A 23,651-nucleotide genomic window follows, 5' to 3' on the forward strand; every position below is an offset into this window, starting at 1 on the left:
GATGAGTCTGCAAGGTAAGGTCGCGCTGGTCACTGGCGCCACTCGAGGTATAGGTCAGGCAATTGCGCTGGAACTGGGTCGTCAGGGCGCTGTCGTTATCGGTACCGCTACCTCGTCCGCCGGCGCCGAACGGATTGCGGAAACCCTCAAGGAAAATGGCATTCAGGGTGCCGGTCTGGTGCTGGATGTCGGCAGCAACGAGTCCGTTGCGACCACGCTGGAGCATATTCAGCAGCACCTCGGCCAACCCCTGATTCTGGTGAACAATGCCGGGATTACCCGCGACAACCTGATGCTGCGCATGAAAGACGACGAGTGGTTTGACGTGATCAATACCAACCTCAACAGTCTTTTTCGCTTGTCCAAGGCTGTGCTGCGTGGCATGACCAAGGCGCGCTGGGGCCGGATCATCAATATTGGTTCGGTGGTGGGTGCCATGGGGAATGGCGGTCAGGCCAACTACGCAGCTTCAAAGGCTGGCCTGGAAGGTTTTGGCCGCGCCCTGGCGCGTGAAGTTGGTTCGCGTGCGATCACGGTGAACGCGGTTGCCCCCGGCTTTATTGATACGGATATGACCCGCGAGTTGTCGGAAGCGCAGCGTGAAGCAATGCTTGCCCAGATCCCGCTGGGGCGTCTGGGGCAGGCTGAAGAAATCGCCAAAGTGGTGGCATTTTTAGCTTCCGATGGCGCTGCCTATGTCACAGGCGCTACCATTCCGGTTAACGGCGGGATGTACATGAGTTGAGTCCGCCGGAATTCTTGTGTTTGCGCCATGTGTGTTGACCGAGGTTCCGTTATAAAAAAGTAACTGTTTTATAGTCAGATGGTTGAAGCGATTAGCTGGTCGCACCTTCTTCCAGCTTGAAATGCGCAAACCCCAGTCTATAAACTTAACGCAGCATTGCTGTTCTGGTTTTATCCATAGGAGTGAAAACAACGTATGAGTACCATCGAAGAGCGCGTCAAGAAAATCGTAGCCGAGCAGCTGGGCGTCAAAGAAGAAGAAGTAACCAACAGTGCTTCCTTCGTTGAAGATCTGGGTGCCGACTCGCTTGACACCGTTGAGCTGGTGATGGCTCTGGAAGAAGAGTTCGAGACCGAAATCCCGGACGACAAAGCAGAGAAAATTACCACCGTTCAGGAAGCTATCGATTACATCAACGCTCACGGGTAATCCTGTAATCGTCGATTTCTGACTTGGAAAAGCCGCACGTCTGATGAAGCCGTGCGGCTTTTCTTTACGCGCAAAACAAGAATGAGGGTGTTGCTGTGTCCCGAAGACGTGTCGTTGTCACTGGTGTTGGCATGCTGTCGCCGTTAGGTGTGGATGTACCCAGTTCATGGCAGGGAGTTCTTGCTGGCCGCAGTGGTGTCGGGTTGATCGAACACATTGACCTGTCAGCCCATGGCACCCGCTTTGGCGGCTCTGTGCGGGGTTTTGATGTCGAGCAATACCTGTCCGCCAAGGAGGCCCGCAAGCTGGACCCGTTCATTCAGTACGGGCTGGCTGCCAGCTTTCAGGCTGTACGCGATTCAGGGCTGGAAATTACCGATGCCAATCGCGAGCGTGTCGGTGTGGCCATGGGCTCTGGTATCGGCGGCCTGACCAATATCGAGAACAATGCTGTTGTACTGAACCAGCAGGGGCCAAGGCGTATTTCTCCATTCCTGGTGCCAGGCTCGATCATCAACATGATCTCAGGTTTCCTTTCGATTCATCTGGGGGCCCAGGGGCCCAACTACGCCATTGCCACAGCGTGCACCACCGGCACCCATTGCATCGGCATGGCGGCACGCAATATTGCCTATGGTGAGGCGGATGTAATGATTGCCGGTGGCTCGGAGATGGCCACCTGCGGTCTGGGCATTGGTGGTTTTGGTGCTGCGCGGGCGCTGTCAACGCGCAATGACGAGCCCGCCAGGGCCAGTCGGCCTTGGGACAAGGGCCGTGATGGGTTTGTCTTGTCCGATGGCGCCGGTGCCCTGGTTCTTGAAGAGTTGGAGCATGCCAAGGCCCGCGGTGCCAACATCTATGCCGAACTGGTCGGTTTTGGCATGAGTGGCGACGCCTACCACATGACCTCTCCACCGGCTGATGGTGCCGGTGCGGCGCGCTGCATGAGCAATGCCGTGCGCGATGCCGGCCTGAACGTCGAGCAGATCCAGTACATCAATGCACATGGTACTTCCACGCCGGCTGGCGATATCGCCGAAGCAACGGCAGTCAAGTCGGTGTTTGGCGATCACGCCTACAAGCTTTCGGTCAGTTCAACCAAGTCCATGACCGGACACTTGCTCGGGGCAGCCGGGGCCGTTGAAGCCATTTTCAGTGTGTTGGCTATTCGTGACCAGGTCGCGCCGCCGACGATCAACCTGGAAGATCCGGATGAAGGTTGTGATCTCGACTTTGTTCCCCATGAAGCCCGGCCGATGGCGATTGACGCCGTGCTGTCCAATTCCTTTGGCTTTGGTGGGACCAATGGCTCGCTGGTATTCCGCCGGTTCGCTGGCTGATGCCATGCTGGATCAACGGCCTGCCGGCGGAGCATCTGTCTGTTCGGGATCGCGGCCTTGCCTATGGTGATGGTCTTTTCGAGACCATAACGGTACGACACGGTCGGGCGCGCTTGCTGGATCGACATCTGCAGCGATTGATCCGCGGTTGCCAGCAGTTGCTGATACCGATTGATGAGCAGCAACTGCGCCAGGAAGTCTCGGCCTATATCGCGCTGGTTGCGGATGCCGTGGTCAAGCTGATCATCACCCGCGGTGAGGGGCAGCGTGGTTATGCCTTGCCCCAGCCGCAGCGACCGTTGCGCATCCTGACGAGTTCGCCATTGCCGGCCCATCCAGCAGCGAATGCCGAGCAGGGCGTCAGCCTGTTTCCCTGCGCTACCCGGCTTGCCGAACAGCCCTTGCTTGCCGGGATCAAGCACCTCAATCGGCTTGAACAGGTACTCGCCCGGGCCGAGTGGCAGGATGCGCGGTATGCCGAAGGCTTGGTACGGGATTGCTCTGGCAGAGTGATCGAAGGGGTCTTCAGTAACCTGTTCATGGTTCGTGATGGCCGGTTGCTGACGCCTGACCTCTCGCGCTGCGGTATTGCCGGCGTCATGCGGGCGGAAATCATCGACCGGGCAGAGCGCCTCGGCCTGGTGGCCAGTGTCCGCGACATCGGCTACGACGAATTGCTGACAGCCGATGAGCTCTTCATCTGCAACAGCCTGTACGGTATCTGGCCGGTGCGTGAGCTCGCCGGGCATGTCTGGCCGGTCGGCAAGCTGACCCGTACACTGCAGGTCAATCTGCAAGATATCCTGGGCGACTGAGACGTGATGCGCAAACTGCTGTTGCTGTTAGAGGCGGGTCTGTTGCTGGCCGGGCTGAGCTTGCTGCTGTGTGTCTGGTTACAGCGCCAGGCACTGCAGCAACCCCTGCAGATATCCAGTGAATATCTGCTCGACGTGCCCGCTGGAGCAACACCCGGCGGCTTGCTCCAGCAGTTGCAAGGGGAAGCCATCCTCACGGATGCTTTCTGGCTGCGTCAGTACTGGAACTTCAATCTTGCCGACAAGTCCCTGCACAGTGGCGAGTACCGCCTCCTTCCCGGTATGTCCGCGTTTGATTTGCTTGGCTTGTGGCATCGGGCCGAGGTTGTGCACTACAGCCTGACGCTGATCGAGGGCTGGAACTTCAAGCAGGTGCGTGCCGAACTCGGGCGTCACACCAAGCTTGAACAAAGCCTCGGTCAGTTGACCGATGAGGAGCTGATGCGCGCTCTGGGGTGGCCCGGAGTACATCCGGAAGGCTGGTTCTTTCCTGATACTTACCAGTATGCCCGCGGCATGCGCGACAGCGACCTGCTCAAGCAGGCCGGCGAGCGTCAGCAGCGGGTGCTTGATGAAGAGTGGCAGGCACGTGCTGCGAATGTGCCCTATGGCGACCCCTACCAGGCTCTGGTGATGGCTTCCCTGATTGAAAAGGAAACCGGTGCGGTGGCCGAACGAGAGCAGATAGCCGGAGTCTTCGTGCGGCGCCTGGGCAAGAAAATGTTGCTGCAGACTGATCCGACAGTCATCTACGGACTGGGAGAGCGCTACAACGGCAATCTCACCAGAGCCGACCTGCGCCAGCCCAGCGCCTATAACACCTACCTGAACCCCGGATTGCCACCTACGCCCATCGCCTTGGCCGGTCGTGAGGCCATTCATGCTGCATTGCACCCGGCCGCCGGCAAATCCTTGTACTTTGTCGCCCGCGGGGACGGCAGCCATGTATTCTCCGAAACCCTCGATGAACACAATCGGGCCGTGCGCGAATATCAACTCAAGCGCCGGACAGACTACCGTTCAAGTCCGGCAACACAGTCAAACAAGGAAGCCCAGTGAGCGGTCTGTTTATCACCCTTGAAGGGCCGGAAGGCGCCGGCAAAAGTACCAATCGCGACTATCTGGCTAACTGCCTGCAGGCTCGCGGTATCAACGTGCTGCTGACCCGCGAGCCGGGCGGTACGCCGCTGGCAGAGCGCATCCGCGAACTGCTGCTGGCGCCGACTGATGAGCCGATGGCGGCGGATACCGAACTGCTGCTGATGTTTGCCGCGCGCGCGCAGCATCTTGAAACAGTGATCCGGCCTGCGTTGCAGCGCGGCGAGGTAGTGTTGTGTGACCGCTTTACCGATGCCACTTATGCCTATCAGGGCGGTGGCAGGGGACTGTCTTTCGCGCGTATCGCTATCCTGGAAGAGTTTGTCCAGGGGGCGTTGCGCCCCGATCTGACACTGGTTTTTGATTTGCCGGTGGAAGTCGGTCTGAGTCGGGCTGCGGCGCGTGGGCGCCTGGATCGCTTCGAGCAGGAAGGGCGGGGCTTCTTCGAGGCGGTCCGCAAGACTTACCTGCAGCGTGCGGCTGTAGCGCCGTCGCGCTACCGAGTAATCGACGCCGGTCAGCCGCTGGCGGAGGTTCAGCAGGCGCTGGATCAATTGCTGCCAGAGTTGCTGGAGCGTTGCCTTGCTTGAGCTCTATCCCTGGCAGCAGCCACTCTGGCGCCAGTTGGTGGCGCGCAGGCAACATGCCCATGCCTATCTGATGCAGGGTCCGGCCGGTATCGGCAAGCGGGTACTCGCCGAGCAGTTGGCTGCGCGCCTGCTATGTCTGCAACCGCTCGAGCTCTCGGCCTGTGGGGCGTGCAAGTCCTGCCACCTTTTGGCCGCGGCGACCCATCCGGACCTGTATGTGCTGGAACCAGAAGAGGCGGACAAGGCGATCAAGGTGGATCAGGTTCGCGAACTCGTCGACTTCGTCGTGCAAACGCCCCAGCTGGGTGGGCGCAAGCTGGTGCTGCTCGAGCCGGCGGAAGCGATGAATCCGAATGCGGCAAATGCGTTGCTGAAAAGCCTGGAGGAGCCTGCCGGGAACACGATCATGCTGCTGATCAGTCACCAGCCCAGTCGCCTGCTGCCGACCATCAGGAGCCGCTGTGTGCAGCAGGCGTGCCCGTTGCCCAGCGAAGCTGAAAGTCTTGCCTGGTTGCAGTTGCAACAACCGCAACTGGATGACCGCAAGGCGCTGGAGTTGCTGCTGCTGGCTGGCGGTTCGCCACTGACGGCAGTGCGCCTGTTCGGGCAGGATGTAATCGGCCAGCGGGAGAAGGTGGTCGACGGGGTGAAAAAGCTGTTGAAGCAGCACATTTCACCCAGCCAACTGGCAGAGAGCTGGAATGCACTACCGTTGCCACTGCTGTTCGACTGGTTTTGCGAGTGGTCACAGGGGCTGTTGCGCTATCAACTGACCAGCGACCCAGCGACCCTCGGGCTGGAGGATATGCGCACGGTTCTGCAGTACCTGGCCGAAAAGGCGGCGCAGTCGAAAGTGCTGGCTTTGCAGGACTGGCTTTTGCTGCAGCGGCAAAAAGTGCTCGGCAGGGCCAACCTCAACCGTATCCTGTTGCTTGAAGCCTTGCTGGTGCAGTGGGCAAGCCTGCCTGCTAAAGGCTAGAATCCCCCACTGAATTCTTTTGTGTGGAACGCAGCATGAACTTGCCACCTGCCATGAGCCCTAGAAGCGGCATGTTGTCCCTGACCATCAAGGACAAATCCGTGCTGTACGCAGCGTATATGCCTTTTATCAAGAATGGCGGCCTGTTTATTCCGACCAACAAGAGCTACAAGCTCGGCGATGAGGTTTTCATGTTGCTGAGCCTCATGGAAGAAGCCGAGAAAATCCCGGTCGCAGGCAAAGTCGTCTGGATCACACCTAAAGGCGCCCAGGGCAATCGGGCCGCAGGTGTTGGTGTGCAATTCAATGATGGTGACTCCACTGCGCGCAACAAGATCGAGACCTACCTTGCCGGTGCACTGAAGTCCGACCGGCCTACCCATACGCTTTAGCCTTGACCTGAGCGTTCGGCCGCAATGGCCGGCCAGAGCCGGCGTGGCCTGCCCCTCCAAGTGAAATCATGCTGATCGACTCCCACTGCCATCTTGACCGTCTGAACCTCGCCGCTCATGGCGGATCCCTCGATGCGGCGCTTGCTGCTGCACGGGCCAGAGGCGTGGCCAAGTTTCTCTGCATCGGCGTCAGTGCGGCGAATGCCGGCCCGGTGAAGGCGCTGGCCGAGCGCTATCCGGATGTCTACTGCTCGGTCGGAGTGCATCCGCTGGATCTTGAGCCCGGTGCGGAGCCTGCGCTGGACTGGCTGTTAGGGGAACTGGATCATCCGCGCGTGGTTGCCATTGGTGAAACCGGGCTGGATTACCACTACCAGCCAGACGCTGCAGCCCTGCAACAGGCGTCCTTCAGCCTGCATCTGCAGGCCGCAAGGATTACCGGCAAGCCGGTGATAGTGCATACCCGGGAAGCCCGTAGCGATACCCTCAGGCTGTTGCGCGAGGCAGCCTTGCCGCAGGCCGGGGTGCTGCATTGCTTTACCGAGGATTGGCCGACCGCTGCGGCGGCCCTGGAGCTGGGTTTCTACATTTCGCTTTCGGGGATTGTCACCTTTCGCAATGCCGATGCGTTGCGCGACGTCGCCAGGCGCGTCCCGCATGACCGCCTGTTGCTTGAGACCGATGCGCCCTACCTGGCACCGATCCCGCACCGGGGCAAGCCGAACCTGCCCGAGTATGTGCGCGATGTGGCCGAGTTTGTTGCCAGGATCCGCGAGGTCAGCTACGAAACGCTGATAAGCCAGACCGGGGCCAATTTTCACCGCCTGTTCCCACTGGTGAGTGCGGCTGGCGGGCAGTGAAGGCAAAAAAAACCCGGATTCAGGGGGGAATCCGGGTCAAGACCATTAGGAGTAACACATAGGTACGCAATCCACGGTACCTAGACCGGTGGGGCATTGGGGTTGATGCCGCGCGCCAGTAAGCTCAAGTATTGGCCAGTTTCCCGGAACGTCCAGCCAGTAGTGCCTGGATTCTTAAACGTATTTGGAATACCTGCGCCATCCTTGAGCACCCACCTTTGTCGGATCAGTACCGGCAGCGCTCCTGTGATTTCGGACTGCAGGGTTGGCCGGCAGCTTGATCCGGCATTCAGGATGTCGATGCTGGAACCGGTGGCGGGGTTTTAGTCAGTTTTAGCCTGAAGTCTGCTTGGTTGGTCCGTGCAATTTGGCACTGAATCGGGATAATAGGGCATCTTGATTTTTTACAGTGCAGCCCTGCCATGCAGATAGAATCCCGCAAAATCAGAGAATTTCGCCGCCGAGAGCAGGAGATTCTCGATGTCTCACTCAAGCTGTTTCTCGACAAGGGTGAGGACACTGTTACTGTCGAAATGATTGCCGATGCCGTAGGTATCGGCAAAGGCACCATATACAAGCACTTCAAGTCGAAGGCGGAAATCTATCTGCGCCTGATGCTCGACTATGAGCGTGACCTTAACGCATTGCTGCAGGCGGTCGATTTCGACCGGGACAAGGACGCCCTGTCGCGGGCATACTTCGAGTTCCGCATGCGCGATCCAAAGCGTTACCGGCTGTTTTCCAGGCTGGAAGAAAAGGTCGTCAAGGTGAATCAGGTGCCGAAGATGATCGAAGAGTTGCACGCCATTCGTGCGTCCAACCTGGACTACCTCAACCAGCTGGTGAAAGGGCGGATCGCCGAAGGCAAGCTGGAAGATGTACCACCCAGCTTCCATGTGCTGGCGGCCTGGGCGCTGGTTCATGGTGCAGTGGGTCTCTATCACTCACCATTCTGGATCGAGCAGGTTGAAGATCAGGATCGCTTCTTCCAGTTCCTCATGGATATCGGCGTGCGCATGGGCAACCGGCGCAAGCGCGATGTGGACACGCCGGGGACTTGAGGCGCCGATATTCAGGGCGTCAATGCCATTGCCCTGCGGAACCATGACGCTTGCCTGTGGCTTTATACTCTCAAGCATCCTATGCGGGAGTGTTTCATGATCGTTGACCGTCAGGGCAGGCGCTTTCGCAACCTGCGCATCAGCCTCACCGCCGCCTGTAACTACGCGTGCACCTACTGCGTGCCTGACGGCAAGCGTCTGGTCGCAGCGCAGGACGAGTTGTCAGCCAGGGACCTGGCGCAAGGTGTTGCCTATCTGATCGAGGCCGCCGGGATCGAGCGGTTGCGCATCACCGGTGGCGAGCCGCTGGTGAGCCCGCGGCTGGAACCGTTCCTGCAAGAAATCGGCAGCCTTGGTTTGCAGGAGATCAGCCTGACCACCAATGGCCAGTTGCTCGAATCGAAATTGCCGATGCTGCTGGATGCCGGCATTCGCCGCCTGAATGTGTCGCTGGACAGTCTCGATCCGCTGGGCTTTCGCCAGATAGCCCGGGGCGGCGACTTGCAGTCGGTGCTGAGTGGCCTGCAGTTGGCGCAGGAGGCCGGCCTGCAGGTGAAAATCAACATGGTGCCACTGCGCGGGCAGAATCTTGACCAGGTTCTGCCAATGCTGGATTTCTGTCTTGAGCGCGGCTTTGAGTTGCGCTTCATCGAATTGATGCGCATGGGGCACCTGGCCCGCGATGGACGCAGCTTTCAGCAGCAGTTCGTAGGTCTGGCAGAGTTGCTGGAGCTGATCGCGCAGCACCATGAGTTCATCCAGACCGATGCGCCGGTAGATGCCACCGCGTTGCGTTACCGTATCGGTGACCGCGGAGTGTTTGGCGTGATTGCCAACGAAAGCGTACCGTTTTGCCGAACCTGCTCGCGTCTGCGCCTGTCTTCCACTGGCTGGCTGCATGGTTGCCTGTCCTCCAGCAACCGGCACTATATCGGCGATCTGGTAACCAGGCCGCGCCATGAGGCCTTGCCGGCTTTGCAGCGGCTGCTGGTCTCGGCCCTGGCCGATAAGCAGGAGCTGGTGTTTGCTGGCGGCGTGACAGTCATGAAGCTGATTGGCGGTTGATGAGAAATACTATGGCGGCTGCAGGGTTTCCCATCGATTACATAGAGCCGGTCTTCAGGCCGCCGAGCGAGGCGCACTCGCTGATTCTTCCGGTCACCAACGGCTGCTCGTGGAACAAGTGCAGCTTTTGCGAAATGTACACCCAGCCGCAAAAACGCTTCCGCGCCCGCGATGAGGCGGAAGTGCTCGAGGAGATCCGCCGCTGTGGCGAGCAACTGATCGTTCAGCGGGTGTTTCTGGCGGATGGCGACGCGCTGGTGCTGCCTACCCATCGGCTGCTTACCATCCTGCGTGCTATCCGCGAGCATCTGCCCGAGGTGACGCGGGTCTCCAGCTACTGCCTGCCGCGCAACCTGCGCCGGAAGTCGGTTGAGGAGTTGCAGGAGTTGGCTGATGCCGGGCTGAAGATGGTCTATGTCGGTGCCGAGTCGGGCGATGACGAGGTGCTGGCCAGGGTTGGCAAGGGCGAAACCTACGAGTCCACGCTGAGTGCCCTGACCAAGCTCGGCAGGGCCGGCATAACACGCTCGGTGATGATCCTCAACGGACTGGGCGGCCAGCAATTGAGCCGGCAGCATGCGGACAATTCGGCGCGCCTGATGAATGCGGCGCAGCCGGAGTACCTGTCCACCCTGGTGGTCAGCTTTCCGACCGGCTTGCAGCGGTTTCGACAGGATTTTGCCGATTTCGAAGAGCTGGACCAGCAGTCGCTGTTCATTGAGGTTGAGCGCCTGCTGCAGGGCCTCGAGTTGCGTGACACGGTTTTCCGCAGCGATCATGCCTCCAACTACCTGGTCCTCAAAGGGCAGCTGGGTGCCGACAAGCCGGACCTGCTGGCGCAGGTGCGTCGGGCTATCGAGCAGCCGCAGCAGGCCGGACTGCGCCAGGAATGGCAGCGCGGTCTTTGACTGCCGAACAGCAGGAACGCTAATGCTGGCCACTGCCCGGGTGGCCGCACGTCAAGCCGGGCTAAAGCCCCAGGGGAGCAGAATGACTGATACTGGCAAGGCCGGCGATCTTCTCGGCCAGATTCCCAAGGACCAGGCCAGGGGCTTGCCACCGGTGCACCTGTGGAATCCCGACTGTTGCGGCGATATCGATATGCGCATTGCGCGCGACGGTACCTGGTACTACATGGGCACGCCAATCGGACGCAAGCCGATGGTCAAGCTGTTCTCCACCATCATCAGGCGCGATGGCGATGACTATTTCCTGGTCACGCCGGTCGAGAAGTGCGGCATCCGTGTCGATGATGCACCGTTTGTAGCGGTAAGCCTGAGCGTTGAAGGAGACGGACGCGATCAGCTGCTGCGTTTCACCACCAACGTCGAGGACGAGGTGGTCGCTGGCGCCGAGCATCCCTTGCGCGTGGCAACCGATACCCTGACCGGCGAGCCGGCACCCTACCTGCACGTCAGGGTCAATCTTGAGGCGCTGATCCATCGCAATGTGTTCTATCAACTGGTTGATCTGGCCGTTATCGAACAGCGGGATGGCCAGGACTGGCTGGGGGTCTGGAGCAGCGGGCAGTTCTTTCCGATCGGACAGTCGCCCGGGTAAGTCTCGCGCAAGAAAAAAGCGCGCGCCGCGGGTGGCGCTCGGACACCGGCGTGGTGATTCAGTCGGGGTAAGTGGCGGTCAGGGCCTTGGCCGCCTGGCGCATGGCCTGTTCTGCGGCGTTCGTGTCCAGGCCCTGATCCATGCGCAGTTGCTGCCAGGCATTGACGCTCAGCAACAGGTTCAGCGCGGCCAGGGTAGGGGCATCCTCGAGGGCGGCGCCGGGCAGGATCTTGAGCAGCGTGGCGTGCTGCATCTGCATGATGATCCGCTGTTTTTCCTGCAGGAAAGCTGACTGGTGGCGCAAGGCCTCGGTGGCAATCCGAAACGGCAGGATGGTCTCGAACAACCGCGCGCGGCGCGCTATGGATTCGTCGAGCCGGCCGCGCCAGCTGCTGGCGCTGAACGGGGTATTGATCAGCGGCACGATCAGCTGCATGACCTCGGTGTCGATCTCGCGGTACAGGCTTTCCATGTCATCGAAATGCCGGAACACCGTGCGCAGGGCCACCTGGGCGCGCGCGGCGACCTGCTCGGCGGTCGGCGCAATGCTGCCTTCGCGCACCAGTTCGATCATCGCGGCAACCAGCTTGCTGCGGTTGGCCTGGCCGCGGGCGCGGCGGCCATCGATCGGGGTGTCATTGCTGTCCGCGGGTTTCATCGGCGCGTCTCGGTTGGCGAAGTGACGAGAAGAAGTGTTGCAACGATAGGCGTTGCAACAGGAAGTGACACTTGGCGCGTCATTATAGCTTTGCCAGTTGCCCGATAATATGATTATAGTGGCACTAATAGTGACAAAACATTTATCGTAGCTCAATTCTCCTGAAGGTCTTTACTCAAGGCTCGCAGGGTTCCGCAGCAGAGAGGAGTGGTCATGATCGGGCGCAAATTTTTCACGGGCGTGTTGGCGGTTGCCGTGCTGGCTGGCGGGGCGGCCTATCACTGGCGGGGCGCGCTGAGCGTTGCGCTGGTCGAACGGGTCATGGCCAAGCGCTTTGCCGATAAGCCCCTGCAGGCGCTGCCGGATGGCCTGCACGCGGGCCTTTGCGGCGCCGGCTCGCCGTTTCCCGATCCCAAGCGCGGCTCGCCCTGCACCCTGGTGATCGCCGGACAGCGCCTGTTCGTCTTCGACACCGGCAGCACGGCGTCGATCAATATCAACCGCATGGGCTTCGACATGGGCAGCATAGAGGCGGTGTTCCTCACCCATTTCCATTCCGACCACATTGGCGGCCTCGGCGAGGTGATGCTCAACCGCTGGGGGACCGGTCCCAACAGTTCGCCGCTGCCGGTGTATGGCCCGATCGGGGTGAAGGCCGTGGTCGAGGGCTTCATGCAGGCCTACTACCAGGATCACCTGTACCGCATTGCCCACCACGGCACCGAGGTGATGATCCCCTCCGGTTTTGGCGGCACGCCGATGACCTTTGGCACCTCCGGGCCGGAGCAGCGCGTGGTGCTGATCGACGAGCCGGACCTGAGCATCGAGGCCTTCGCCGTCGATCATTCGCCGGTTGAGCCGGCCGTTGGCTACAAGGTGCGCTACAAGGACCGCACCTTGGTCATCAGTGGCGATACCAGGCAGTCGCCAGCGGTTGAGCGCGAGGCCAAGGGCGTCGACCTGCTGATCCACGAAGCCCTGGCCACCAGCCTGATTGACCCCATCGGCAAGATTGCCGCGGAGGCTGGGCGCGCCAACCTGGCGAAGATCTTCCATGACATCCCGGACTACCACACCACGCCCGAGCAGGCGGCAGAAACCGCCCGCGCTGCAGGGGTCGACTACCTGCTGCTGACCCATGTGGTGCCGCCGCTGCCGCTGCCCGGGCTGGAGCAGGTATTTCTCGGGGATTCGGCGCAGATCTATGCCGGCCCGATCCATGTCGGCCTGGACGGCGATTTCGTCAGCCTGCCGGCCGGCACGGATGCGATAACCCTGAGCAACCGCCTGTAAACCTTGCGCAGGCCGACACACTCAAGAAAGGCGCTGTACTCGTTATGGGTTGGCTCGCATCAGTGGTCTTTGTGGGGTGGGTTAGGCCAAAGGCCGTAACCCACCAAGCGGCCGCAAGGCCAGGCTGACCGATGCCTTTGGCATCAATGGTGGGTTACGCCGCTGGCGGCTAACCCACCCTGCAAAAGCACGTTCAACCAATAACGCAGACATGGCCTTTAGAAACTACCCCCTCTCCCCACGGGGCGAGGCAACCACCTAGCTGAATGATCGGGAGTACCTGTATGAAACGCTTGCTCTGGGGCCTGGCCATCGCCGCGCTGCTGCTGACGCTGGGCTTCTTCGCCGCGGGCGGCAAGCAGGGCGTGATCCTGCTGTTCGTCAAATACGGCCTGCACCGCGAAGCGGCGCCCACCATGGATGTCACCTGGCAGGCTGCCCCGCCAGCCGCCACGGCGCAGAGCGGCAAGCGGCCGCCGAACATCCTGCTGATCGTCGCCGATGACCTCGGCTACAACGACATCAGCCTGAACGGCGGCGGGGTCGCCGGGGCCGCCGTGCCAACTCCGAACATCAATTCGATTGCGCAGAATGGCATCGATTTCAGCGGCGGCTATGCCGGCAACGCCACCTGCTCGCCGTCGCGCGCGGCGATGCTCACCGGGCGCTACCCGACCCGCTTCGGCTTCGAGTTCACCTCGGTGCCGATGACCTTTTCGCGGGTCATCGCCGGCTTCAAGAGCAAGGGCCTGCACCCGGCGATCTACCATGCCGAGCGCGAAGCCAGCATGCCGCCGTACGAGCAGCAGGGCGTGCCGACCAGCGAGATCAGCATCGCGCGGCTGCTCAAGCAGGCCGACTACCACACCCTGCACCTGGGCAAATGGCACATGGGCGAGAATGCCTCGATGGGCCCCAACGCGCATGGTTTCGACGAGAGCCTGGGCTTCCTGCAGGGCGCCATGATGTTCCTCCCGGCCGATGACCCGAACGTGGTCAACGCGCAGCAGGACTTCGACCCGATCGACCAGTTCCTCTGGGCCGCGGCACCCTTCGGCATGAGCTACAACAACAGCGAGCATTTCAAGCCGGCCCGCTATGTCACCGACTACCTGACCGACGAGGCAGTGGACGCGATCAAGGCCAACCAGGACCGCCCGTTCTTCATGTACCTGGCCTACAACGCGCCGCACACGCCGCTGCAGGCCACCCGCGAGGACTACGACGCGCTGCCGCAGATCGAGGACCATACGCGGCGGGTGTATGCGGCGATGATCCGCAACCTCGACCGCAACATCGGCCGGGTGCTGGCCGAACTCAAGGCCCAGGGCCTGGATGACAACACCCTGGTGATCTTCACCAGCGACAACGGTGGCGCCAACTACATCGGCCTGGATGGGCTGAACCAGCCATACCGCGGCTGGAAGGCGACCTTCTTCGAGGGCGGCACCCGCGTGCCCTTCCTCATGCAGTGGCCGGGCGTGATTCCAGCCGGTTCGCGCTTCACGCAACCGGTCAGCCATTTCGATATTTTCGCCACCGCCGCCGCTGTGGCCGGGGTGCCGCTGCCGACCGACCGGGTGATCGATGGCGTCGATCTGCTGCCCTACGCGCTGGGCACCCAGAGCGGCCGCCCGCACCCGCAGATGTTCTGGCGCTCGGGTGCCTATCAGGTGGCGCGTGACGGCGACTGGAAGCTGCAGGTCAATCAAACCCGGGACAAGGTCTGGCTGTTCAATCTCGCGGACGACCCGACCGAGCAGCATGACCTGGCCGCCAGCCAGCCGGAAAAGGTCAAGGCGCTGCAGGCGCAGCTGGCCGAATTCAACCGCCAGCAACACGCGCCGCTGTGGCCGGCGCTGCTGGAGGCCCCGATCCTGATCGACAAGCCGCTGAACCGGCCACAAACGGCAGCGGATGAGTTCATTTACTGGTCCAACTGAGGAGTGTGCGATGAGTGTATTGACCCCGGCGATTGAGCCTACCCGCGAGAGCGTGGCGCGCTTTGCCGAACAGTTCCCCGCCGGCCAGCCGGTGGTAATGCTCAACCTGCTGCGTTTTCGCGAGCAGGCCAGCTATGCCGATGCCAGCATCGCCCCGTGCAGCGGCCGGCGTGCCTATGCCGAGTACTCCCGGCTGATCGAGCCGATCCTGGCCGGTTGCGGTGCGCAAGTGCTGTGGGTGGGCAAGTCGTTCGGCGCCCTCATCGCGCCGCCGGGCGAGGAGTGGGACGAGGTGCTGCTGGTCCGCTACCCGAGCAGCGAGGCCTTTATCGGCATGATCCGCTCGCCGGCCTACCGCGCCATCGTCCATCACCGCAGCGCGGCGCTGGCCGATTCGCGGCTGGTTCCCAACAGCCAGGTCGAGTAGCGCGGTTGCCGGGGCAGGGTTGCTTGCGCCGTGCGCGCAACAGCCTGTTGCGGGAGCACCGCCCCCGGCGCGAGCTCTTGCCGTTGCTGGTTGGTCCGCCTCGCGGCGTGGGCGCCGCACCTACAAACGCTGGGTTAATGACAGGTACGCAGACAGATGAAAGCAGCCATAGGCACGGCGGTATCCAGTGTGTTGAGCAGCCCGGGGTTGCGTGACCTGAGGCGTCTGCTGGCCTCCAGCAGACGTCGGCTGCTGGGTGCGCCGGCCCGGGTGCATTACTTTCACCAGGCCGATGATCCCTACAGCCACCTGCTGTTGCAACTGCTGCCGGCGCTGCTGGCACGCTACCGGATCGAGCTGCAGGTGCACCTGGTGCCGGCGCCGGCCGACACTGCCGCGCCGGATCGTGCGCGCCTGCAGGACTGGTCGCGCCGCGATGCGGCGCAACTGGCAGCACAGGCCGGCCTGCGCTTCAGCGATGGCGGCCAGCAGCCGCCGGCCGAGCGGTTGGCGCAGGCGCAGGCCCTGCTCGCCGCGGCCCGGCAGCAGGACGCCTTTCTGCAGTTGGCGCCGCTGATCAGTGCCTGGCTGTGGCAATTGCTGGACGAGTTGCCGGCCGGGCTGCAACCGCTCGCCGAGCCGCAGGTGGCCAGCCTGCTGGCCGAGGGTGCCGCCCTGCGCAAGCGGCTGGGGCACTATCTGGGCGGCACCCTGTATTTCGAGAGTGAATGGTTCTGGGGCCTCGACCGCCTGGACTTCCTGCAGCAGCGCTTGCAGCAGGCCGGACTCAATCGCACGGCGGACTGTGCTCCGCTGGCGGCCATCCCGCCGCTGGCCGGCCACCTGCGCCCGCAGAACGGCCAGCGCCCGCAGCTGTACTTCTACTGTTCGCTGCGCAGTCCCTACACCTACCTGGCCGCCGCGCGGGTGCGCCGGCTGGCCGAGCAGTATGGCGCCGAGCTGCAACTGCGGCCGGTGCTGCCGATGGTCATGCGCGGGCTGCCGGTGCCGCTGGAAAAGCGCCTGTACATCATCCGCGACAGCAAGCGCATCGCCGAACGCCTCGGCCTGCCGTTCGGGCGGATTGCCGACCCGGTCGGCGCGCCCACCGAGCGCGGCCTTGCCGTGCTGTTCCGCGCACTCCAGGCCGGCAAGGGCGCGGTCTTTGCCGAAGCCTTCCTGCAGGGTGTATGGGCCGAGGGTATCGACGCCGGCAGCGCGGCCGGCTTGCGCAAGATCGCCGCGCGCGCCGGGCTGGACCAGGCCTTCGTCGACGCGGCGCTGGCCGACCAGGGCTGGCGCCAGCAGGCCGAAGCCAACCGCGCGGAAATGCTCGCGCTGGGCCTGTGGGGCGTACCCTCGTTTCGTGTCGACCAGCGCCCGGCGCACTGGGGCCAGGATCGCATGTGGCTGATCGAGCGCGACCTGATCGAGGCGACTGCGGCGCGCTAGCCGTCGCGCCGAGGTTCCCTGGCGGCGCTTTGCGGGTATCCTTGACCCTGTAGCCGGGCATTTCTGCCCCGGTTGCGGTTGTTCAGCCCGGCGCAACTGCGCGCCCGGCGTAATTTTCGACAGGAATCCCCCAGATGATCGGGAAAATGCTCTCGACCGGCTTCAGCCTCGCCACGATGCCGGCGCGCCTGGCCTTTCGCAGCGCCCGGGCCATGGCCATGACGCCGGCGGAATTCACCCAGTTCATGGACGAGTTGCGCGGCGCCTCGGACGAAGCGGTGCGCGAAATCCAGTTTCTGCTGGCCAGCGTCGACGACGAGATGGAGCGCAAGACCGCGCACCTGAGCAATGAGCAGAAGCAGCAGGCCGCCTTGCTGGCGCTGGACGCGGCGGAAAAGCACCTGAGCATGGCCGCGGTAAATATCCTGCGCGCCGTCTGGCTGGCGCTCAACTCGAACCCGGAACTGCCCGCTGCCCGGCGTGGCGAGACCATCGACCAGCAGCGCTGAGCCCCGGCAATGCGTGCAGGCCGGGCCAGGCTGGGGTGGCCTCGGCGCAGCGCCGCCAGAGCGCAGCGTCCGGTGGGCTGAAGCCCAGCCTACGGAATGCCCGAGGTGGCTCGCCGTCCTCAGCGCAACCGCGTCACTGCGCGGCCGCGATCCAGTCCTGCACCTGGGCGATGGTCGGGATCTTGCCGCTGCTGACCACCTTCTCGTTGATCACCAGGGCCGGGGTGGCGAGGATGTCGTAAGCCATGATCTTGCCCATGTCGGTGACCTTTTCGAAGTCGGCCTGAACCTGCAGCTGCTGTGCTGCGTCACGGGCCACGGCCTCGAGCTTTCGGCAGTTGGCGCAGCCTGAGCCAAGAATCTTGATGTTCAACATGCGGTACTCCTTGTGTCGGGTAGTCAGTTGGCGATCCGCCGGCGTTGGCGGCTGATCAGCATATACAGGGCCGTCACCGCGGCCAGCCAGGCCAGCAGTCCGCCAGCCAGGTGCAGCCAGTCGGTGCCGTCGACCCAGGCGCCATACAGCAGCCCGGCGACGATGCTGAACGACGCCACCAGTCCGACATAGGCCGCAGTCTTGATCCGCCCGACGATCGCGGCAACCATCAGCATGCTTTGCAGGCTGAGTTCCGGGTCGGCCATCAGGTAGGCCAGCAGTGGCCCGGGGTGCATGCCCAGATCGAGGAACATCCGCGCCACCGGAACCTCGACCAGGGTGGGGAAGTACATGAACACGCCAAAGCCCACCGCCACCGCGTTGGCCAGCACGCTGTTGCTGCCGGCCAGGCTCTCGATCCACTCGGGCCGGATGAGCTGGCGCAGCATGCCGACAATGAACACGCCGACCACCAGCAGCACAAAGATCTGCTTGACGAAGCGCCAGGCTTCCCACAACCAGGCACGCCAGTCATCCGCCGGCAGCCGCCGGGCAAACTGCCAGACCGCCAGCAGGCTGAGCGCCACGCCCAGCGCCCGGCCGGTGAGGGTAATCGTCAGCACCCCGGGCGCCGGCGTGAGCCGCAGCGCGGCCACCAGCAGGGTGGTGGTGGTCAGCCCCAGGGCAATCCAGGTCCAGCGATTGGCGCCCTCGGTGATGTTGTCCAGGCCGCGCCTGGCCGTGGCGGCAATCAGCAGGAGCAGCACGATCAGCAGCGAACCCTGGAAGCTGACGCCTTCCTCGCCCCTGGCCGGGTCGAAGGGCACCCAGCTGAACAGGGTGGCTTGCCAGGCCTGGGCCCAGGCCAGCGGCACGTCGATGCTGAACAGCTCGGTGGTCAGCGGCCACAGCCGCAGGGTGCCGGCAATCAGCAGGGCGAGCAGCGCCAGCAGCAGTCCCAGGGCCGGCCCGGAAACACTGGCCTGCTCGGCAAACAGGGCATCCGACTGGGCATCGTGGGCAAGGTCGTCCTGCCAGAAGATCGTGGCCATCAACAGGCCGATGCCGATGCCGAACAGCAGGCACAGCAGCAGGCGGGCGATGGCGAAGTCCGCGCCGAGAATGTTTCCGGTGTAGGCCAGGGCCAAGATGTTGCCCGCCGGGGCAAAGAACAGGAAGGTGATCGCCGGGCCAATCCCGGCGCCCTTGCGATAGATGCCGGCGAACAGCGGCACGACGGTGCACGAGCACACGGCAATCAGCGAGCCGGCCAGCGCGGCCGCCGGGTAGGACACCCGTGCTGGCGCATGCCGGCCAAGCCAGCGGGTGATGCTGGCCTTGGGAATCAGCGCGGCCATCGCCCCGGCGATGAAGAACGCCGGCAGCAGGCACAGCAGCACATGTGCCGCCAGGTAGGCGGCCAGGCTGCCGGCGCCGCCGTTGATCAGCTTGAGCAGTAGTTCCATGCTTGCGCCCTCAGGAGTGCACCGGCGGGTGCCGCGGCAGCGCGCTGGAAATCAGTGCCGCCAGCAGCACGAAAGCGCTCGATACCCACAGGCAGGTCGCCAGGCCGTAGTGCTGGAAGACCCAGCCAGACAACAGTGTACCGAGCAGGCGCCCCAGCGCGTTGGACATGTAATAGAACCCGACGTCCAGCGACACCCCGTCTTCCTTGGCATAGCTGACGATCAGGTAACTGTGCAACGAGGAATTGATCGCGAACACCGCGCCGAACGCCAGCAGGCCGCCGATCAGCACCAGCTGGGCCGCCCCCGCGCGGTCCAGGCCCAGCGCAATGGCGGCGGGAATTCCCGCCAGCAGCAGGGCCCAGAACAGCGCGGCGCGTCCGTCCGGCAGCTGGCCGCGGCGCTTGCCGGTGACTGCCGGGGCCAGCGCCTGCACGATGCCGTAGCCGATCACCCAGCTCGCCAGGAAAGCGCCAACCATCCAGAAGTCCCAGCCGAACACACTGCTCAGGTACACCGGCAGGGCGACCACGAACCACACGTCGCGCGCGCTAAACAGGAACAGTCGCGCGGCGGAGAGAATGTTGATCGCGCGGCTTTTCGACAGGATGTCGCGGAATTTCGGCTTGGCTGTGGCCTTGCCCAGGTCCTTGCGCAGCAGGCTCAGGCTGGCCAGCCAGATCAGCGCCAGCACGCCGGCCATCGCCAGCACCGCGCCGCTGAAGCCGAGCAGGGCGAGCAGGGCGCCACCGAGGAAGAAACCGACGCCCTTCAGCGCATTCTTCGAGCCGGTGAGGATCGCCACCCACTGGTACAGCGTGCCCTGCTGGCTGGCGGGCACCAGCAGTTTGATCGAGCTCTTGGCCGACATCTTGTTGAGGTCCTTGGCAATTCCGGAGAGCGCCTGCGCGCCCATCACCCAGGGCACCGTCAGCCACGCCGCCGGCAGCGTGAGCATCAGCAGGGCCAGCACCTGCAGGCCGAGGCCGAGGTTCATGGTGCGGTTCAGCCCCAGCCGCGCACCCAGCCAGCCGCCCAGCAGGTTGGTGATGACGCCGAAGATCTCGTAGAACAGGAACAGCAGGGCGATCTGCAACGGGCTGTAGCCCAGCGCATGGAAGTGCAGCACCACCAGCATGCGCAGCGCGCCGTCGGTGAGGGTGAAGGCCCAGTAGTTGCCGGTGACCAGCAGGTACTGGCGGACTTCCGGAGCAAGGCGGGACAAGGCGTGCATCGGGGGTTCCTGTGCTTGGGCTGATTCGCTGGGTATCGGCGCAAGCGCCTCAACCCATCCTGCGGGCTTGAAAACCCCTCTCCCCAGCCCTCTCCCCAGAGGGGCGAGGGGGTGGCCTCCAGTTCGCCAGTTGCGTTGGCTTGGCTCCCCTCTCCCGTTCACGGGAGAGGGGCCGGGGGCGAGGGTGGCGGCTTGTAGCCCGGATGCAATCCGGGACTGCGACCGTAAATTTCCCCGGATTGCATCCGGGCTACATTTTCATCGGGTCGCAGGATGGGTTGAGGCGCCTGGCGCCGATACCCATCGCGGGCGCTCTCAATCAGCCATCCCCACCAGCCGCGCCAGCTCGACGGTGCGGTTGGCGTAGCCCCACTCGTTGTCGTACCAGGCGTAGATCTTCACCTGGGTGCCGTTGACCACCAGGGTCGACAGCGCATCGATGATCGACGAGCGCGGATCGCTGCGGTAGTCGATGGACACCAGCGGCCGTTCCTCGTAGCCGAGGATGCCCTGCAGCGGGCCCTCCGCGGCGGCCTTGAGCAGGGCGTTGACCTCTTCCGCGGTAGTCGCGCGCTCGACCTCGAACACGCAGTCGGTCAGCGAGGCGTTGGCCAGCGGCACGCGCACCGCATGGCCGTTCAGCTTGCCGCGCAGCTCTGGGAAGATCTCGGCAATCGCCGTGGCCGAGCCGGTGCTGGTGGGGATCAGGCTCATGCTGCTGGCACGGGCGCGGCGCAGGTCCTTGTGCGGCGTGTCGAGGATGCTCTGGGTGTTGGTCAGGTCGTGGATGGTGGTGATCGAGCCGTGGCGGATGCCCAGGTGCTCGTGGATCACCTTGACCACCGGCGCCAGGCAGTTGGTGGTGCAGGAGGCGGCGGTGACGATGCGGTGCACGGCCGGGTCGAACAGCTGCTGGTTGACCCCGAGCACCACGTTGAGCGCGCCGGCTTCCTTGACCGGCGCGCTGACCACCACGCGCTTGACGCCCTGGTCCAGATAACCCTGCAGCACGGCGACGGTCTTCAGCTTGCCGCTGGCCTCGAGCACCAGGTCGCAGTCCGACCAGTCGGTGTCGGCGATGGCCTTGTTGGCCGTCACCTTGATGCGCTTGCCGTCGATGACAATGTCATTGCCCTCACTACTGGCTTCATGCTGCCAGCGGCCGTGCACCGAGTCGAAGTTGAGCAGATGCGCGTGGGTCGCGGCATCCCCGGCCGGGTCGTTGATGCGGACAAACTCGAATTCGGGCCAGTCCCAGGCGGCGCGCAGGGCCAGGCGGCCGATGCGGCCAAATCCGTTGATGCCAATCTTGATCGTCATGCGGGTGTTCCTGCTGGTCGGGGTGAGTTGGGTGTGCAGCCTGCTGGCTGCGTTCAGGCGCAGGCCGGCTTGCGCTCGGGGCGCTGGCGCATTTGCCAGAGGCGCTCGATGTCCTCGCGCAACCATTCGGCATTGGCCTCCAGGGTTTGTTTGAGTATGCCGGTTATCCACTCGGGCAACTGCGGCTGCAGGCGGTAATACACCCACTGGCCATTGCGCCGGTCCTCCAGCAGGCCGCAGCTGCGCAGCAGCGCCAGGTGGCGGGAAATCTTCGGCTGGATCTCATCCAGCGCGGCCGTCAGCTCGCAGACGCAGAGCTCCTGCTCCAGGGTCACCAGCAGGGCGATGCGCGCGCGGGTTTCATCGGCCAGGCACTTGAAGATGGCGGTCGGGTTGCTGGCCGCAGGCGCGGCGCTGGCGTCGTTTTGGCCGTGCTTGAGCCGCACGAACAGGTTGATTCGCGCGCGGAGCTCGTCCAGGGTCTTGCGGTAGGCATCCGGCTGGTTGCTGGTGGCCGGGTCGGCGAAGTTCCAGGCGATGTACTCGCCGGCACCGGGCAGCGCCAGGCACTCCAGCGCTGACTTGTCACACAGGGTGATGACATAGTCGAAGGACTGCTCGCGCAGCTCGTCGACGGATTTGCTGTACAGGCCTGCTGCTGCAATGCCCAGCTCTGCCAGCGCCGCGAGTGCGCGGCTGTCCACTGCGGTGGGCGCGCTGCCGGCACTGCAGGCTTCGAAATGCTCCGGATCGGCGTGACGCAGCAGGGCTTCAGCCATCTGCGAGCGGGCGGAGTTGGCCACGCAGAGGAACAGGACGCGCTTTTTCTGGCTCATGTCGATCCCTGCCCAGGAGGTACAGGGCTGAATATATTGATTTTCGTATATCCGGTAAAGTGAATATTCAGCGCGGCGACAGCTTCCAGGCGTCCGCGCCGGGCTGCCGGCTTGCCGCGCTGCGCTGCGTGGTGTTAACTCGGCGCTGTCCGTTTATCCAAGCGCAGCCGATTCCGCCATGCCCGCAGTCATCGCTTCCAGTACCCCAGCCGTCGAGGTGATCGAGATCAATGATCCCGCGCAGGCCAATGCCGGGCTGGAACTGATGGAGCAGGATGTCATGCAGCTGCAGACCACACCGTTGCATGCCCGCCAGGTGATCGTGCGGCTGGGCGGCAGCATCGTGGTGTACTACACGACCAATCTGCGGGTGCGCACCCGGCCAACCCTGCATCCGAACCTGATCGCCTACATGAGCTTCGCCCCGCAAGCCACGGGCACGGCGGACGGCCTGCCGGTGCAGGCCGACAAGCTGATCATCGTCCCGCCGGACAGCCGTATCTGCCTGGTCGCCGACCCCGACTACGCGAGCATCACCCTGCTGCTGCGCCCCGAGGACATCCGCGCGCACCTGCAGGTACGCGGCCGCGCCGAAGATTTTCGCCTGCCCACCGGGGTAACCACTCTGGATGTCGACCATTCGCGGGCCGGCAGCCTGTTCAGTTGGGGCAAGCGTCTGGTGGAGCTGGCCGAGCAGCAGCCGGAGCTGTTCAACCACAACCAGGAGCAGCGCGCCGCGGCGCATGCCGAACTGCTGGAGGTGTTGCTGGAAAGCCTGGCGCTGACCCGCGATCACCAGCCGCAGCGCCAGGAACGTACCCGCCAGGTGCAGAGCAACATCGTGCGCGCGGCCGAGAGCTATGCCCTGGCGCATGCCGATGAACGGCTGTACGTCACCGACCTGTGCCGGGCTGCCGCGGTGAGTGAGCGCACCCTCGAGTATGCCTTCCGCGCCGTGATGGGCCTGAGCCCGACCGCCTACCTGACGCGGTTACGCCTGCACCGCGTGCACCAGGCGCTGCTGGTCGCCAGCCCGGGGGCCACCAGCGTTACCCAGGAGGCGCTGGAATGGGGCTTCTGGCACTTCGGCGAATTCTCCCGCATCTACAAGAAATGCTTCGGCGAACTGCCGTCGGACACCCTGCGCCGGCCCCGCTAGCAGGCCGTTGAAAACCGTTGGCGAGGCTGCCGCCGGGTGGGTCA

General features: G+C 63.5%; 25 protein-coding genes. 19 read left to right on the forward strand and 6 right to left on the reverse strand.

All coding sequences use genetic code 11. From position 1 onward, the window contains the following. Window position 1: 1 nt before the first annotated feature. From fabG to ISX93_RS14910, 13 genes are all read left to right on the forward strand, one after another. On the forward strand, window positions 2-745 hold the full coding sequence (gene fabG, locus ISX93_RS14850) for a 3-oxoacyl-ACP reductase FabG (RefSeq protein WP_195779540.1): 744 nt from the start codon (window positions 2-4) through the stop codon (window positions 743-745). 195 nt (window positions 746-940) lie between these two features. After that, entirely contained in the window at window positions 941-1,174 is a 234-nt protein-coding gene (gene acpP, locus ISX93_RS14855; protein WP_090194993.1) for an acyl carrier protein, read from the forward strand. Window positions 1,175-1,269: 95 nt separating this feature from the next. Continuing rightward, window positions 1,270-2,514, forward strand: a complete 1,245-nt coding sequence (gene fabF, locus ISX93_RS14860) for a beta-ketoacyl-ACP synthase II (protein WP_195779548.1) — start codon at window positions 1,270-1,272, stop codon at window positions 2,512-2,514. Next, entirely contained in the window at window positions 2,514-3,329 is an 816-nt protein-coding gene (gene pabC, locus ISX93_RS14865) for an aminodeoxychorismate lyase (RefSeq protein ID WP_195779550.1), read from the forward strand. The genes fabF and pabC overlap by 1 nt, the downstream gene beginning before the upstream one ends. A 6-nt stretch (window positions 3,330-3,335) precedes the next feature. Next, on the forward strand, window positions 3,336-4,388 hold the full coding sequence (gene mltG / locus ISX93_RS14870; protein WP_195779552.1) for an endolytic transglycosylase MltG: 1,053 nt from the start codon (window positions 3,336-3,338) through the stop codon (window positions 4,386-4,388). Further along, the gene (gene tmk / locus ISX93_RS14875) at window positions 4,385-5,017 is read left to right on the forward strand and encodes a dTMP kinase (protein WP_195779553.1); all 633 of its coding nucleotides are present in this window, start codon (window positions 4,385-4,387) and stop codon (window positions 5,015-5,017) included. Before mltG ends, tmk begins: the two co-directional genes overlap by 4 nt. Continuing rightward, window positions 5,010-5,996 carry a DNA polymerase III subunit delta' gene (locus tag ISX93_RS14880; RefSeq protein WP_195779554.1) on the forward strand — a complete coding sequence of 329 codons (987 nt, stop codon included), beginning with the start codon at window positions 5,010-5,012 and terminating at the stop codon, window positions 5,994-5,996. The genes tmk and ISX93_RS14880 overlap by 8 nt, the downstream gene beginning before the upstream one ends. A 35-nt stretch (window positions 5,997-6,031) precedes the next feature. After that, window positions 6,032-6,388 (forward strand): PilZ domain-containing protein, encoded by a 357-nt coding sequence (locus tag ISX93_RS14885; RefSeq protein ID WP_195779555.1) that lies wholly within the window; start codon window positions 6,032-6,034, stop codon window positions 6,386-6,388. A gap of 68 nt (window positions 6,389-6,456) precedes the next feature. Beyond that, window positions 6,457-7,248, forward strand: a complete 792-nt coding sequence (locus ISX93_RS14890) for a TatD family hydrolase (RefSeq protein ID WP_195779556.1) — start codon at window positions 6,457-6,459, stop codon at window positions 7,246-7,248. 422 nt (window positions 7,249-7,670) lie between these two features. Beyond that, window positions 7,671-8,309 (forward strand): TetR/AcrR family transcriptional regulator, encoded by a 639-nt coding sequence (locus ISX93_RS14895; protein WP_195779557.1) that lies wholly within the window; start codon window positions 7,671-7,673, stop codon window positions 8,307-8,309. Window positions 8,310-8,405: 96 nt separating this feature from the next. Continuing rightward, a complete protein-coding gene (locus tag ISX93_RS14900; RefSeq protein ID WP_195779558.1) occupies window positions 8,406-9,374 on the forward strand; it encodes a GTP 3',8-cyclase MoaA in 969 nt (322 codons plus the stop codon). Window positions 9,375-9,385: 11 nt separating this feature from the next. After that, complete coding sequence (locus tag ISX93_RS14905) at window positions 9,386-10,282, forward strand: radical SAM protein (RefSeq protein ID WP_195779559.1); 897 nt, start codon at window positions 9,386-9,388, stop codon at window positions 10,280-10,282. Between the two features lie 82 nt (window positions 10,283-10,364). Beyond that, complete coding sequence (locus ISX93_RS14910; protein ID WP_195779560.1) at window positions 10,365-10,934, forward strand: DUF1285 domain-containing protein; 570 nt, start codon at window positions 10,365-10,367, stop codon at window positions 10,932-10,934. 58 nt (window positions 10,935-10,992) lie between these two features. Here the strand turns inward: ISX93_RS14910 and ISX93_RS14915 are convergent, their stop codons facing one another. Beyond that, window positions 10,993-11,592 carry a TetR/AcrR family transcriptional regulator gene (locus ISX93_RS14915; protein WP_195779561.1) on the reverse strand — a complete coding sequence of 200 codons (600 nt, stop codon included), beginning with the start codon at window positions 11,590-11,592 and terminating at the stop codon, window positions 10,993-10,995. Between the two features lie 213 nt (window positions 11,593-11,805). Here ISX93_RS14915 and ISX93_RS14920 point away from each other — a divergent pair, with 213 nt between their 5' ends. From ISX93_RS14920 to ISX93_RS14940, 5 genes are all read left to right on the forward strand, one after another. Then, the gene (locus ISX93_RS14920) at window positions 11,806-12,885 is read left to right on the forward strand and encodes an MBL fold metallo-hydrolase (protein ID WP_195779562.1); all 1,080 of its coding nucleotides are present in this window, start codon (window positions 11,806-11,808) and stop codon (window positions 12,883-12,885) included. Between the two features lie 284 nt (window positions 12,886-13,169). Continuing rightward, a complete protein-coding gene (locus ISX93_RS14925; RefSeq protein WP_195779563.1) occupies window positions 13,170-14,828 on the forward strand; it encodes a sulfatase-like hydrolase/transferase in 1,659 nt (552 codons plus the stop codon). Window positions 14,829-14,838: 10 nt separating this feature from the next. Continuing rightward, on the forward strand, window positions 14,839-15,255 hold the full coding sequence (locus ISX93_RS14930) for a DUF1330 domain-containing protein (protein ID WP_195779564.1): 417 nt from the start codon (window positions 14,839-14,841) through the stop codon (window positions 15,253-15,255). A gap of 156 nt (window positions 15,256-15,411) precedes the next feature. After that, on the forward strand, window positions 15,412-16,707 hold the full coding sequence (locus ISX93_RS14935) for a 2-hydroxychromene-2-carboxylate isomerase (protein ID WP_195779565.1): 1,296 nt from the start codon (window positions 15,412-15,414) through the stop codon (window positions 16,705-16,707). 134 nt (window positions 16,708-16,841) lie between these two features. Next, entirely contained in the window at window positions 16,842-17,216 is a 375-nt protein-coding gene (locus ISX93_RS14940; RefSeq protein WP_195779566.1) for a hypothetical protein, read from the forward strand. A 133-nt stretch (window positions 17,217-17,349) separates the two neighbouring features. Here the strand turns inward: ISX93_RS14940 and ISX93_RS14945 are convergent, their stop codons facing one another. From ISX93_RS14945 to ISX93_RS17310, 5 genes are all read right to left on the reverse strand, one after another. Further along, window positions 17,350-17,592, reverse strand: a complete 243-nt coding sequence (locus tag ISX93_RS14945; protein ID WP_195779567.1) for a thioredoxin family protein — start codon at window positions 17,590-17,592, stop codon at window positions 17,350-17,352. A gap of 23 nt (window positions 17,593-17,615) precedes the next feature. Then, window positions 17,616-19,058, reverse strand: coding sequence for a permease (locus ISX93_RS14950; RefSeq protein WP_195779568.1), 1,443 nt, complete (start codon window positions 19,056-19,058; stop codon window positions 17,616-17,618). 10 nt (window positions 19,059-19,068) lie between these two features. After that, window positions 19,069-20,292 carry an organoarsenical effux MFS transporter ArsJ gene (gene arsJ / locus ISX93_RS14955; protein WP_195779569.1) on the reverse strand — a complete coding sequence of 408 codons (1,224 nt, stop codon included), beginning with the start codon at window positions 20,290-20,292 and terminating at the stop codon, window positions 19,069-19,071. 315 nt (window positions 20,293-20,607) lie between these two features. Continuing rightward, window positions 20,608-21,612, reverse strand: coding sequence for an ArsJ-associated glyceraldehyde-3-phosphate dehydrogenase (locus ISX93_RS14960; protein WP_195779570.1), 1,005 nt, complete (start codon window positions 21,610-21,612; stop codon window positions 20,608-20,610). A 53-nt stretch (window positions 21,613-21,665) separates the two neighbouring features. Next, window positions 21,666-22,448, reverse strand: a complete 783-nt coding sequence (locus ISX93_RS17310) for a metalloregulator ArsR/SmtB family transcription factor (RefSeq protein ID WP_195779571.1) — start codon at window positions 22,446-22,448, stop codon at window positions 21,666-21,668. A gap of 178 nt (window positions 22,449-22,626) precedes the next feature. On the opposite strand from ISX93_RS17310, the gene ISX93_RS14970 reads away from it, so the two are divergent. Continuing rightward, entirely contained in the window at window positions 22,627-23,607 is a 981-nt protein-coding gene (locus ISX93_RS14970) for an AraC family transcriptional regulator (RefSeq protein WP_195779572.1), read from the forward strand. Window positions 23,608-23,651: the final 44 nt, after the last annotated feature.

Origin of the sequence: Pseudomonas sp. N040 (assembly GCF_015637705.1) — a bacterium.
Classification (GTDB): Bacteria; Pseudomonadota; Gammaproteobacteria; order Pseudomonadales; family Pseudomonadaceae; genus Aquipseudomonas.